Source organism: Dehalobacter sp. MCB1, from assembly GCF_003590275.1.
GTDB lineage: Bacteria > Bacillota > Desulfitobacteriia > Desulfitobacteriales > Syntrophobotulaceae > Dehalobacter.
On the sequence record NZ_LXPC01000009.1, the window covers coordinates 173,294 to 186,726 of the forward strand.

The following is a 13,433-nucleotide window of genomic DNA, read 5'->3' on the forward strand; positions in this document are numbered from 1 at the left end:
TGGCATATCAATCAATTATTTTGTGTCATCAAGCTATCGTTTTTCACGAGAACCAGCGGGAAAAAAATCGTAAAGGACGTTCCTTCTCCAGGAGTGCTTTCGACCCGTATTTCTCCTCCGCGAAGGGACACCAGTTCGGATACGATTGCCAGGCCAAGTCCCGATCCTTGGCCTTTTCCATGGGAACGGGAACGGTCTCCCTGGAAAAACCTTTCAAAAATATGAGGAACGTCTTCAGCCGGGATTCCTTCACCGTTATCCCTGACGGATAGAATAAAACGGGAATTTTCCGATTTAGCGAGGATATCAATCGTTCCACCGGAAAGTGTATGTTGAATAGCGTTATTGACAAGATTGTACAGAATCTGTTTCAGTTCATCAGGTTTTAATGGAAGCACTTGTGACGTATCCAGGACTTCTGAGACAAAATCGTCAATTGTCCGGAAATCCTGGCCGTTGAATCTGAAAGTACGGTCTTTAAGCAGCGGGGCCAAAAGCGGCATAAGCTCAGGAAGCACATCGTGCAGTCCGGAATTAAGCTCTTCGGAATGATCGCTGTTTATTTCTTCCTGGGCGATCCGATTTAAGGTCAGAAGACCCTCGGTAAGCCTGATCAGTCTTTCCGTCTCGATCAGCATGGTCTGATGGGCGGCATCCAAAGTCTCTTTGTCTGCCATACCCGTCCGCTGGAGTATTTCCAGGAAGCCTCTGATCGAGGTCAGCGGAGTCCTGAGTTCATGAGAAGCATCGGCAATAAACCGGGCCATCCGGTTTTTAGCCGATCTTTCCGTATTTAGAGCATTTTCCATCTGTCCGAGCATATGGTTTAAAGCTTCCCGAAGCTGCTGAATTTCCGAAGCGGTATTCATATACGGAAGGCGCAGGTCATAGCGGCCGGCGGCAATCTTGCGGGCCGTAGAGGAAATGTTCAGAAGCGGTTCCAATGGTTTCTGCAAAACCAGCGCTGTAAAAAATGTACTGAGCAGAATAATGATGATCGCGTTAAAAGTATATCCTCTGAGATTTCGGCTCAAGATCAGGTCCTGTTCAGCCAGCGGCTGACCGATCAAAGCATAGCCCGCATAGGGCTGAATATCGTTGTTTTGTTCCAGGGGGAGACTGTTTACCGAAAGCTGGTTCGTTACGACCGGGGCCACCATCAGCATATACTGCTGTTCGTCGGTATCCTGAAAAACAAAACATCCGCCGGATCTCGCCTTCTCAGCAAGATCAAACTGCAGTTGGCTGCGGCTGAGATTCGGGACCGTACTGTTCGCTTTGCCGTAGCTGTAAACAATCGATTTAAGTTGATAGTCGCTGGTATAAAACGCCACAAAATTTCCCGGGCGGAGTTCGGAGAATCTTCCCGGAGGAAACTCACTGCTTGAAAGCCAGCTCCCCATACTGTTCCGTATGGCGTAATAGTCTGAAAGCAGGTTCTGCTCCACGCTCTGATACAGGGAATTTTTCAAGGAAGTATACTGAATAGCCCCAATTAACGTAAAAAAAATGATATGGCACACCCAGAAACGCAGCAGGAGCTGCCCTACCAGGGATTGCCGCCAAATATTCAGTTTTTCCAGAGGGTGAATTTTCATGATGATCTCCCTAATGTGATCATACTTAAAGCACAACAATTAAAATGTTAAACATTCAATGCGTCATGATATTCCTGTGTAAAATGCTTGATATTTGATATCTCGTGTAGACTGCCAGTTACTGCTGTTCCGTCTGCAGGTGGTAACCAAGGCCCCTGACAGTTTTAATAATCGTGTGGTCCAGATCACCAAGCTTCTCTCGAAGATAGCGGATATATACCTCAACAATATTGTCCTCTCCTTCGAAATCGTAACCCCAGATGTGGATCAGGATTTGTTCTTTACTCAGTGTTTGGTTGCTGTTCCATAAAAGATAGGATAGCAGTTTGTATTCGGTAGGAGAAAGCTGCAGAGGCTGATTGTCGAGCAGAATAGACTTCTTCAGCTCATCGATCGTAAATCGGCCAATGGTTCTTCTGCCGGAAAGGTCGGGGAAACGGTTGCGCAGCTGAACCTCAATCCGGGCCAGCAGCTCTTCAAAGTGAAAAGGTTTAACTAAATAGTCATGCGCTCCGAGGCGCAGGCCTTTGACAATGTCTTTGGATGTATCCTTGGCAGTCAGCATAATTATGGAAGCACCGGATATTTCCGGGATGGATTCACATAGTTCATATCCGTCCATGACCGGCATCATAATGTCAAGGATGATGACATGAGGTTCAAAGACCGGGATTATCTCCAGCGCCTTTTTTCCGTTGTCCGCTGTTCCAATATCGTAACCCTCCTGCTTCAGCCCCAGGCTGAGCATCTGACGGATTGAAGCGTCGTCATCCACAATCAGTATCCTGAATTTATTGGCCATCTATTTATTCCTCCTGTATCTTTAAAATACACGATTATTCTGAAAGGAAACTGAATATAGCCCTATTTGTCTGAATATCGCCATATATAACTATTTTAACGATTTGAGCAATTTTCACAAGAATTTTCTGCAGCTCAGAATATCCGGATATGCTGCTTAGAATATACAAAAATGATTGCTCAGGAAATACGAAATGTATAGATTGGACGAATCGTATAATCATGGTAAAATAATATGATAAACCCAAGGGAAGCTTGGAAGAAAAGTTTGCAAAGAAGTGGTGAGACCATGAAACAACAGATTTTTAATGAATTGCTTGCGAGAAAAATTCTGATTCTGGACGGAGCAATGGGGACCATGCTTCAGCAGAAGGATCTGTCTGCCGAAGATTTTGGAGGGCCTGAACAGGAAGGCTGCAACGAAATTCTGACGCTCACCCGTCCTCACATCGTACGTGATATTCATGAGGCCTATCTGAAAGCCGGTGCGGATATCATTGAGACCAATACCTTCGGAGGTACAAATATTGTCCTTGGGGAATATCATCTCGGGGACAGGGATATGGAAATCAACGAGGCTGCGGCACGGCTGGCCCGCGAAGCTGCTGATAAATGGTCCACAGCGGAAAAACCCCGGTTTGTGGCTGGATCTATGGGTCCGACGACCAAGATGCTGGCCTTTGGAGGCGGTATTACTTTTACTGACCTGGAAGAGGCTTATTGCCGTCAGACACTTGGCCTTATTAAGGGAGGCGTCGATCTGCTGATCGTCGAAACCTGTCAGGATACGCTGAATATCAAGGCGGCAGGACTCGGGATCCAGCGCGCCTTTGCTGAACTTGAGCGGGAAGTGCCGCTGGTCGTTTCCGTGACGATTGAACCTTCGGGTACGATGCTCGCAGGACAGAATATTGAAGCCTTATATATTTCGATACAGCACCTGAAACCGGTCGCCGTCGGCATGAACTGCGGTACCGGAGCAGAACTGATGAATGATCACCTTAGAACATTGGAGGGAATTGCCTCTTGTGCCGTGAGCTGTTACCCAAACGCGGGTCTTCCGGACGAAGACGGCGGCTACCGCGAAACACCGGAAGAATTTGCCGGCAAGATGGCCGCTTATGCAGCTAAAGGTTGGCTGAACATTGCAGGTGGCTGCTGCGGGACGACGGACCGCCATATCGAAGCGCTGGCCGCAGCCCTGGCCAAGTACGCTCCAAGACGGACAATGGCAGCGGAACGGAGCAGTATCACCGGGCTTGAACCGGTCTGGCCCGAAGAAGACAACCGGCCACTTCTGGTTGGTGAGCGGACTAATGTGATCGGTTCCCGCAAATTTAAGGAACTGATTGCCGGTGAATATTATGAAGAAGGCTCCGAGATTGCCCGAAACCAGGTCAAGAAGGGTGCTCAGATCATAGATGTCTGTGTGGCTAATCCCGACCGGGACGAACTGGAGGATATGGTCAGTTTTCTACCCCATGTTGTCAATAAAGTCAAAGTGCCGCTGATGCTGGATACGACCGATCCTGCGGTTTTGGAAGCTGGACTCCGGCTAATTCAGGGCAAAGCAATTATCAATTCGATCAACCTTGAAAATGGACGGGAACGCTTCGATGATGTTGTTCCGCTGCTCCGAAAGTTCGGGGCTGCAGTCGTGGTCGGCTTAATCGATGAACAGGGTATGGCCCTGACCCGGGAGCGCAAGCTCGAAGTGGCCGGACGCTCTTACGATCTGCTGGTGTATGAATATGGTCTTTCGGCTGCCGACATTATCTTTGATCCGCTGACATTCCCGGTAGGGACCGGGGATGCTAAGTATCTCGGTTCCGCAGTTGAGACCATTGAAGGCCTGCGCCTGATCAAAGCCAAATATCCGGAATGCAAGACGATTCTTGGGATCAGCAATGTCTCCTTCGGTCTGCCTGCGGCAGGCCGGGAAGTGCTGAATGCCGTATTCGTCTATCTGAATACCGTAGCCGGGCTGGACTACGCCATTGTCAATTCCGAAAAACTGGAACGTTATGCGACGATTCCGCATGAAGAGAAAAAACTGGCCGAAGACCTGCTCTTAAATACGAATGACCAGACCTTAAAAGCCTTTACCGATTTTTACCGAGAGAAAAAGGTCACGGAACAAAAACAGACATCCGGGCTTTCCGTTGAGGAACGGCTGGCAGGAACGATTGTTGAAGGCTCCAAGGAGGGTCTGGAAAACGATCTGTACGAGGCCCTGACGAAATACCGGCCGCTCGAAATTATTAACGGCCCGTTGATGAAGGGGATGGAGGAAGTCGGCAGCCTCTTTAACAGGAACCAACTGATCGTGGCTGAAGTTCTGCAGAGTGCCGAAGTCATGAAGGCAGCGGTGACCATCCTGGAGGCCTATATGGAGAAAGCCGAAGAGGCGGTCAAAGGGAAGATACTGCTCGCGACAGTCAAGGGCGATGTCCATGATATCGGTAAGAATCTTGTGGAGATCATCCTGGCCAATAACGGTTATAAAGTGATTAACCTTGGCGTAAAAGTCAGTTCTGAACAGCTGATAGAAGCGGCTAGGAAAGAGGCCCCTGATGCGATCGGTTTATCCGGACTTCTGGTCAAATCTGTCCAGCAAATGCTGCTGACTGCCCAGGACCTTCAGGCAGCCGGAATCAATATCCCGTTGATTCTCGGGGGTGCGGCTCTGTCCCGAAAATATACCGAAGAAAAGATCGCTCCGCAATACGGCGGACCGGTCCTGTATGCGCGCGACGCCATGGATGGCCTGAATCTCCTGAATGGTCTGAAAAGAAAGTCAGCCAATGATTCCGGAAGCTATAACGCGGCTAAAAATAATGATCAGGCTGGTAATGCTGGTACGATTTCCGGTAACATCCCAGACAGTATCTCCGGCAGTATTTCTGACAACCACATCGAAAATAAATTTTCGCCGGTCAGCTTTGACGGACCTGTCTGCCGTCCGCAGTATACGGAAAGGGAGATTCTCCTGGATTATCCGTTGGTGGAGATCATCCCGAACCTCGATTTGCCTTTTATCCTGAGGCGTTATCTCGGTGTCAAAAACAAACTGCGCCACTCTTCCCAGGAAGAAATCAAGGCAGCAGAAAGTCTCCTGCTGGATTCCGCAGATGTTTCCCAAGATAAATCAGCCAAAATCCAGATATTTGTTCAGGATTTCCTGGAAGAGATCCAAGAACACAAGCTAATTACGGTCAATGGGGTATTTGCGTTTTATCCGGCCTGTGCGAACGGAAATACGGTCGCTATTATGGATTCAGATTCGGATTCGAATCCGAATCTGAAAGCTTCGAATACTGTCCTTGAAGCACTCAGCTTTCCGCGTCAGCAAAAAGACAATGGCCTTTGTCTGGCTGACTATGTCCGCCCCCGGAACAAGCATGTTGGACAGGAGCAGGCGTATGATTATCTTGGAATGTTCGCGCTGACCACCGGCCTGGGGATTAAAGAAAAGGCTGAGAATTACCGGGACAAGGGTGAATACCTGAAGTCTTTTCTTCTTCAGGTTCTGGCTCTGGAGCTGGCTGAAGCATTTGCTGACATCATACATGAAAAAATGCGTAAAATCTGGGGGATTGACAACGGCATCCGGGTTTCTCCGGGTTACCCGATCTACCCTGCACTGGAAGAACAGGCCAAGCTATTCAGACTGCTGAAACCGGAGGAGATTGGGATAACGCTGACAGAGAATTTCATGATGGACCCCGAAGCGTCTGTTAGCGCTGTTGTTTTTTCTCATCCCGAAGCTAAAATATTTAATATTAACCGTTGATCTCTGTAATAGATGCTAATAGATGCATGAAATCCCGTCTCGAGACTGAGGCGGGATTTCAAATTTTTCAAAAACCATAGTTTTGTCTTCTTCTATTAAATAGACTTGAAGCATAATTCTGATTTTGATCAAATAGTTCATAAGGATTTTGGACAGTTGGATTTTGAATAACAGGCTGAGCGAAGGTACTCGGTGCTTCCTGATTAGGAGAAGGAACTACCGGCCCGGGGACAATTTGGTTCTGCGGATGGATCCCAGTTGGAAAAGACTGAAGGTTTTTACCAAAACTAAACAAGCCTCTCCGTGTTTTTTGGCGCTGTCTATTTTGCTTTTCAATCTTTTTTTCTGCTTTGATTTGTTTTCTCGTGCGCACACCTGCTTCAGGTCCTATTCCGGTTTCTGTTCTTTTTGTCCTTTTTCTACCTTTACTTGTATTAGTAACTGTACCTGAACCTGAACCTGTGCTTATTCCAGTACCAGTACCATTTCCTGTTTCTGTCATCATTGTCTTTATTCCTGTGCCACTGTTTGCCTGGGGATTTCCGGGCAAGAGAAATGAAGGGGAATTTCCTTTGAAAATGACTTTGTTAATAAGCGGATAGCCGACCCGGTTCAACAAAAAGGTACCGGTCTTACGGGCTACAGGAATACCTATTCTTTTAGCAAGTGGAAGTCCGACTTTCCTGGCAATGGGCATGCCAATCTTTTCAGCAACGAGGGGGCCAACTTTACCGGCGATGTATGGCTGAAGTTCCCTCAGTACAATCGGTGCAACTTTTTGCAGAAGATAGGAGGGTTGACCAATACTCATGGGGATTCCTCCTTATGGTTATCATGGAATATATTTACAATAAAAGGATATGTTTTTTTGACGGAAGTGTGTTTGTCTTGATTTATTTATTTTGCAATGATTTGGGACTTAAGTAATGTTCTGCATAAAATCTTCAAGAACTAAAATCGCAAGCAAAACGTAAAATTATCCATATAGAAGGCCTTAGATGCATAAAAACGCCCATAAAAGGCGATTGCTTACTATATATGGTATTGATAAAATAAGGAGTATACAAGATATAGGAAGGATGAGGGTATTGCGCTGTCCTTTTTGCCAGAGCGACGACACGAAGGTGTTGGATTCCAGACAAATTGAGGAAGGTACTGCTATCCGACGCAGACGGGAATGCGATGTCTGCACAAAGCGTTTTACGACGTATGAGCGCTACGAGGATTTTCAGCTGATTGTCGTGAAAAAGGATGGCAGAAGAGAGCCCTTTTCCCGTCACAAACTGTTATCGGGTTTGAACAAGGCCTGTGAAAAACGCCCCGTGTCCACTGAGCAGCTGGAAACAATGGTCACTGATATCGAAAGAGAAATGCGTGATATCAACGATCGCGAAGTGCCGAGCGAACTGGTCGGCGAAGCCGTCATGAAAAAACTGTTTGAAATAGATGAGATTGCGTATATTCGCTTTGCTTCTGTTTACAGGCAGTTCAAAGATATTCAGAAGTTTATGGAGGAGTTGAACGGACTGGTAAAGCGTCGCAAATAAAACAGTCCCCCAATTGAGATCCTTGCGATAAAGACAGGATATCCATGCAAATAAATATATATGGGAGCAGGAGGACTAAGCCATGTACGTTGTGAAAAGGGATGGAAGAAGAGAAATTTTTAATCAAGAAAAGATTCGCAAGGCGGTAGAAAAGGCTTTTATCGCTACCGAAACCCCCAATGTCACGAACTGGGCGAAGATCGTTACCGACAGGGTATTCTCAGAATTGGAAGCTGCTTACAGCAAGAATGAAGGCTTCCAAATCGAGCAGATTCAGGACAAAGTCGAAGATGTCCTGATGCAGACAGGAAATACCAATGTCGCCAGAGCATATATCCGGTACCGCTTCCAGCATGAAATCATCCGCAATCAGGAAAGTGCCAAAAACGATAACAATCAATTATTCTCCGACTACCTGGGGCTGGGAACCTGGGAAATCAAAGAGAATTCCAATATGGGATTTTCGGTTCAAGGGCTTAACCGGTTTGTAACCAGCAAAGCGACTAATGCTTTTTGGCAGTCCCTGCTTCCGGCTGAAGTTGGCAAAGCGCACGATTCCGGTGCCTTACATAATCATGACATGGGAGACCTTGCTCCATATTGCGTCGGTTGGGATCTCAAAGATCTGCTTTTGGTGGGCTTTAGGGGCGCGGAAGGCAAGACGACCTCCAGACCGGCCAAACACTTCCGTTCCGCACTCGGACAGATCGTTAATTTCGTTTATACCTTACAGGGAGAAGCTGCCGGTGCTCAGGCACTCTCCAGCTTTGATACCTATCTTGCTCCGTTCGTCAGAGTAGATAACCTTGATTATAAACAAGTCAAGCAGGGGATTCAGGAATTTATTTTCAATGTCAATGTCCCGACCAGGGTAGGTTTCCAGTCTCCATTCTTTAATATTACGCTCGATGTGCGGGCGGCCGAATCGGCCATTAAAGATGAACCTGCTGTGGTTGACGGCAAATTTCTGGATACGCCGTACCGGGAATATCAAGCTGAAATGGATATCATCAATATGGCGTTCTGTGAGGTCATGCTGGAAGGGGACGCTGACGGCAATATTTTTAGCTTCCCGATCCCGACGTATAACATCACGAAGGGCTTTGACTGGAACAGTGAAGTATCGAGAGCGATCTTCAAAATGACCGATAAATACGGAATCCCGTATTTTGCGAACTTTATTAACTCCGATATGAATCCAGAGGACGCCAGAAGCATGTGCTGCCGTCTGCGTCTGGACAACAGGGAACTCAGAAAACGCGGCGGTGGCCTGTTCGGGGCCAATCCGCTCACAGGAAGCATTGGCGTTGTAACCCTGAACCTGCCGTTGTACGGCTATCTGGCTAAAGGCAACTGGGATCAGTTCATCACATTGATTGATAACCACATGAACATCGCCCGGTCCTCGTTGCAGACCAAACGTAAAACGCTGGAGATCCTGACGGACAACGGCTTATATCCCTATACCAAATTTTATCTGAGAGATATTAAAAAACGATTTGGCAAGTACTGGACGAACCACTTCTCGACGATCGGTCTGGTCGGCATGAATGAAGCGATCCGTAATTTTACCTCGGACGCCGATGACATCACCACTGTTTTCGGACAGAATTTTGCCAAGGAAACATTGAACTATATGAGAGACCGCATCCAGGAATTCCAGGAGCAAGACGGAGACCTCTATAACCTTGAGGCAACGCCCGCGGAAGGTACGAGCTACCGTCTGGCCAAAATCAACAAAAAGCATTATCCCGATATCATTACGGCTGGTGACAATGAACCCTATTACACGAACTCCACCCACCTGCCTGTGGGTTATACCAGCGACCTGTTCCGTGCCGTCGAGCTTCAGGATGGGCTGCAGACGCTTTATACCGGTGGGACCGTGCTTCACGGTTATCTGGCTGAAAGTCTCGATGATCTTGCCGTCGCCAAGGCCGTCGTACGCAGGGTGTTTGAGAACTTCCAGCTGCCGTATTTCACGCTGACCCCAACCTTCAGCATCTGTGAGGACCACAAGTATATCAAAGGTGAACATTTTAACTGTCCCGAGTGCGGCAGGGAAACCTTAGTCATGACGAGGGTCACCGGCTTCTATAGACCGGTCTCCGCCATGAATCCCGGCAAACAGGAAGAGAAACAAGAAACCGTAAAATACCGTGTTACGGGCGTCACGCCAAGTCTGTTTGACGGGGTAGCGAAATAAGGGTAAGTTGTCACAACGTATCTATTTTATGCAGAAACTTTTACGAGTACAGGTATTTAGTATAAAGCAGAACAAGGATTGGTGATCGCAGATGCTAATGGATATTGAACCTTTCTCTCTTGTCGATTATCCTGGACATATCGTAGCAACGGTCTTTTTTGGAGGTTGTAATTTCCAGTGTGGCTACTGCCATAACCCTGCTTTGGTCAACAAGAAGGAGAAGTCGCGGACTTCTCCTTCTGCTGTCATTGAATTTATGAAGACCAGGAAAGGATTACTGGACGGTGTTTGTCTTACTGGCGGGGAGCCGCTTTTATCCCCGGATCTGAATCCCTTTGTAAGAGAGGTCAAAGCGCTCGGTTTCAAGGTGAAATTGGATACCAATGGAAGCAGCCCGGAAAAACTCCGGGAGCTGGCTCTTTTCCTGGACTATATTGCCATGGATATTAAATGTACTCCTGATAAATACGAGAAGCTGACCGCGTGCAAAAACAGCGGAGAGGCGGCGTTTGAAACCATCCAATGGATCAGGGCGAGTACAATTGCATACGAATTCAGAACTACGGTACTGCCGGTCTGGCATACATTTGAAGATCTAAAGCTAATCCGTGAGTTCCTTGGAAATGAAACTCCCTGGGTGCTCCAGCAGTTTCGCCAGTCCCCCCAGGGCGTGCTCGACGGGAAAACTTATGATGCTTATCCTGACTCATGGCTCAAAGAAATGGGAGAGAAGCTGAATTGTCCTGTCCGTGGCCTGAAATAGAAGATTAGTATGAATAGAAGTATTGCTAACCATTTTTTGTGGTTAGCAATACCTTTGACGATAATATTAGAGTACGAAAACAATATCATAACCAGTAATATTGGCGAAAACTATTATTTTCTTCATGTATTTAGGTTTACTCAGGACAAGATCAGCAGTCCTAAAGTTGAATTCCTAGATAAAGCTGGTAAAAGAAATGAAATAAGAAAGGTACTTCCTTATAATAAAAAGCTTAACGACTGAGGTAGTACACTTTTAAGCATGGCCACATATCCTAGAAGTGAAATTAGTCCAAAGGAGTGTGGATATCATGACGTATCCAGCAAAGGATACAGCAACCGATCCGGAGAATGATCCAGTAAGCAATACAGTACCTGATGTCATCAGCGGACGCACGCCGCATGTCATAGCGGCTGAGATTAACATGATCAAATATCAGGCTGAGAATGTCTATCTTGCCGCCACCGTAGAGATTGGAAGACGGTTGACGGAGGCCAAGTCCCTGCTTAAGTTCGGAGAATGGGGCAAGTGGCTGGAGGAGTCGGTCGATTTCTCCCAGAGCAGGGCCAATAAACTTATGCGTATCTTCAAAGAGTATGGAGAAGGACAGCTTACCAACTCAAATTCGGAGCCGAATCCGAAATTAAACTACAGCCAGGCGGTGCTTCTTTTAGGTATCCCCAAGGAGGAACGGGCGCAATTCATCGTCGATATGGATGTCGAAGGCATGACCACCCAGGAACTGCGTCAAGCGGTCAAAGAACGGACGCAGGCCCGGCAAGAAAAAGACCAGGCCCAGCAGGAGAAGGCGGACTTTCAGAAAACAGTGGAAGACCAAAGTAGTACCATCACCGAGCTGACTGCGGAACTCGCTAATCTAAAGGCCCAATTGGAGAACGTCAAGGCGTCCAAAGCAGAACTCGCTAAAACGGCCAGGCAGCTGAATGATTCGCTGGAATCGCTCCAAAAAAGCTCAGCCGCCAAGGGCTACGAGCGGATGAAAACAAACTTCATTAATACTTCGCTCAAAGTCAGGGCCAACCATATCGCCTTCCTCTGTGAAAACTTGGATCAAACCGTTAGGGAAGTAAAGCAAAAGCTGCGCGAAATCGCCCCTAATGACAAGGAGACGTATATCATTTATAAGAATAAGGTTTGCGATCTTATGGATGTGTGGCGTAAAGACGAGGCATGGAGCAGGGAAGCTTGCCCCTGCGGAGATGGGCAGTAAGGAAAAAAGAGAACGGAGCTGGACGGCATACCTCCTCAAATTCGGAGCCGAATCCGAATTCGAGGAGGTATACTACAAGCTCAAAATTGCTTTTCACCGTACTGGTTCCAAAGCGCTTGAAGCTGTTTATTCGGATAAACGCATATGACATGAAAAGAAGTTTCCGAAATAATACCAAAATTATTTTTCAGGATTGACCATGCAAATTAAAGAAGTTAAAATATTTTTATAATGGTATTTATTAGTAATATTTCCATTATGTAAGAATGGAGCAGAAAGATGGCTGTATATGTCAACCCCGGGAAGAAAATCAAAGGGAACTCTTTGTAACTTTTGAGTATACAGCAGAAAGAGTCGAGAAGATCAAATCTATTAAAGGGCGAAGGTGGGACTCAGGGCTGCGATGCTGGATTGTACCAAGATCAGTGGATACAATTCTTTCTCTTTACAAAGTTTTTGACGATAAGATATTTTTGAACAAATGTACAGAGAAGTGGTTGAACTTAATTGAATTCGAACCTAAAAAAATACTATGTCTATTCAATAAGATGGATCAGGAGCTAATTCTAAAGGGGTATAGCTTTAAAACTCGACAAGGGTATCTTGGACATATCAAAAGATTTCTTTTGTTTATTGGTAAGGATCAGAGCAAAGTGACAACAGAGGACATTAAAAATTATCTTGTGCATTTGATGATAGATAAAAAACATTCGCACTCATTTGTAAATCAAAGTATCAGTGCAATTAAGTTTTTTTTCTTTTCTGTCCTTGGAAGGACGGATATTTGTTATAATCTGCCCCGACCCAAAAAGGAAGAAATACTTCCTGATGTGTTAAGTCAGGAGGAAGTATTTTGTATCTTGAGATCTGTTAAAAACATTAAGCATCGAGCCATATTGTTTTTAATATATTCTGCTGGTTTAAGGGTAAGTGAAGTGGTTAATCTGCAAGTGAATGACATTGATAAAAGCAGAATGCTAATCCATATACGGCAGGCCAAAGGGAGAAAAGACCGGTATTCAATTCTATCTGAAATTACACTCAATATTTTAAGAAAATATGTTAGGGAATATAAGGTGAAAGACTGGCTCTTTAAGGGAGGAAATGAAGGAAGTCACCTATCGGAACGGAGTGTTCAAAATATTTTTAAGGAAGCCTGCACAAAAGCGAATATTAAGAAAGATGTATCTGTTCATTCACTCAGACACTCCTTTGCCACCCATTTGCTGGAAGGCGGTACGGATCTGAGATATATCCAGGAACTTTTAGGGCATAAAAATTCTAAAACAACAGAAATATATACCCATGTAAGCCAACGGGATCTAGCCAAAATACACAGCCCAATCGATGCACTGGACATAGAGGTTTAAAAGAAGTAAATTCTGCTAAAGGAAATATCTCCGCAACCCTTGCGGTTTACCTCCATATTTGGATGTAATCCGCAACATATGCGGAAAAAGGACGTTATCTGCAACCTGGCTTTCGGGGCTAAAT

10 protein-coding genes are annotated in these 13,433 nt (G+C 46.1%); 7 read left to right on the forward strand and 3 right to left on the reverse strand.

All coding sequences use genetic code 11. The features are described from left to right. Window positions 1-11: 11 nt before the first annotated feature. Together A7K50_RS06340 and A7K50_RS06345 are read right to left on the reverse strand one after the other, a co-directional pair. Entirely contained in the window at window positions 12-1,598 is a 1,587-nt protein-coding gene (locus A7K50_RS06340) for a HAMP domain-containing sensor histidine kinase (protein WP_119775045.1), read from the reverse strand. Window positions 1,599-1,716: 118 nt separating this feature from the next. After that, window positions 1,717-2,400, reverse strand: coding sequence for a response regulator transcription factor (locus A7K50_RS06345; RefSeq protein ID WP_119775046.1), 684 nt, complete (start codon window positions 2,398-2,400; stop codon window positions 1,717-1,719). Between the two features lie 288 nt (window positions 2,401-2,688). Between A7K50_RS06345 and metH the strand changes: the two genes are divergently transcribed. Beyond that, window positions 2,689-6,192 carry a methionine synthase gene (metH, locus tag A7K50_RS06350; protein ID WP_243103661.1) on the forward strand — a complete coding sequence of 1,168 codons (3,504 nt, stop codon included), beginning with the start codon at window positions 2,689-2,691 and terminating at the stop codon, window positions 6,190-6,192. Window positions 6,193-6,259: 67 nt separating this feature from the next. Here metH and A7K50_RS06355 read toward each other — a convergent pair whose 3' ends face one another. Next, window positions 6,260-7,003: a hypothetical protein gene (locus A7K50_RS06355; RefSeq protein ID WP_119775048.1), complete on the reverse strand. Its 744-nt coding sequence runs from the start codon at window positions 7,001-7,003 to the stop codon at window positions 6,260-6,262. 277 nt (window positions 7,004-7,280) lie between these two features. Between A7K50_RS06355 and nrdR the strand changes: the two genes are divergently transcribed. The 6 genes from nrdR (at window position 7,281) to xerA (ending at window position 13,309) form a co-directional block, all read left to right on the forward strand. Next, a complete protein-coding gene (gene nrdR, locus A7K50_RS06360) occupies window positions 7,281-7,739 on the forward strand; it encodes a transcriptional regulator NrdR (protein ID WP_015043769.1) in 459 nt (152 codons plus the stop codon). Between the two features lie 82 nt (window positions 7,740-7,821). After that, window positions 7,822-9,945, forward strand: coding sequence for a ribonucleoside triphosphate reductase (locus A7K50_RS06365; RefSeq protein ID WP_119775050.1), 2,124 nt, complete (start codon window positions 7,822-7,824; stop codon window positions 9,943-9,945). Between the two features lie 91 nt (window positions 9,946-10,036). Further along, window positions 10,037-10,708, forward strand: a complete 672-nt coding sequence (locus A7K50_RS06370) for an anaerobic ribonucleoside-triphosphate reductase activating protein (protein WP_119775051.1) — start codon at window positions 10,037-10,039, stop codon at window positions 10,706-10,708. Window positions 10,709-10,717: 9 nt separating this feature from the next. After that, on the forward strand, window positions 10,718-10,951 hold the full coding sequence (locus A7K50_RS14020) for a hypothetical protein (RefSeq protein ID WP_119775052.1): 234 nt from the start codon (window positions 10,718-10,720) through the stop codon (window positions 10,949-10,951). Between the two features lie 67 nt (window positions 10,952-11,018). Then, window positions 11,019-11,939, forward strand: a complete 921-nt coding sequence (locus A7K50_RS06380; protein WP_119775053.1) for a DUF3102 domain-containing protein — start codon at window positions 11,019-11,021, stop codon at window positions 11,937-11,939. A 425-nt stretch (window positions 11,940-12,364) separates the two neighbouring features. Beyond that, a complete protein-coding gene (xerA, locus tag A7K50_RS06385; protein WP_243103662.1) occupies window positions 12,365-13,309 on the forward strand; it encodes a site-specific tyrosine recombinase/integron integrase in 945 nt (314 codons plus the stop codon). Window positions 13,310-13,433: the final 124 nt, after the last annotated feature.

Coding starts and splice junctions, on each gene's coding strand:
- A7K50_RS06340 (WP_119775045.1), bottom strand. CDS start 1,598: ATGAAAATTCACCCTCTGGAAAAACTGAATATTTGGCGGCAATCCCTG.
- A7K50_RS06345 (WP_119775046.1), bottom strand. CDS start 2,400: ATGGCCAATAAATTCAGGATACTGATTGTGGATGACGACGCTTCAATC.
- metH (WP_243103661.1), top strand. CDS start 2,689: ATGAAACAACAGATTTTTAATGAATTGCTTGCGAGAAAAATTCTGATT.
- A7K50_RS06355 (WP_119775048.1), bottom strand. CDS start 7,003: ATGAGTATTGGTCAACCCTCCTATCTTCTGCAAAAAGTTGCACCGATT.
- A7K50_RS06365 (WP_119775050.1), top strand. CDS start 7,822: ATGTACGTTGTGAAAAGGGATGGAAGAAGAGAAATTTTTAATCAAGAA.
- A7K50_RS06370 (WP_119775051.1), top strand. CDS start 10,037: ATGCTAATGGATATTGAACCTTTCTCTCTTGTCGATTATCCTGGACAT.
- A7K50_RS14020 (WP_119775052.1), top strand. CDS start 10,718: ATGAATAGAAGTATTGCTAACCATTTTTTGTGGTTAGCAATACCTTTG.
- A7K50_RS06380 (WP_119775053.1), top strand. CDS start 11,019: ATGACGTATCCAGCAAAGGATACAGCAACCGATCCGGAGAATGATCCA.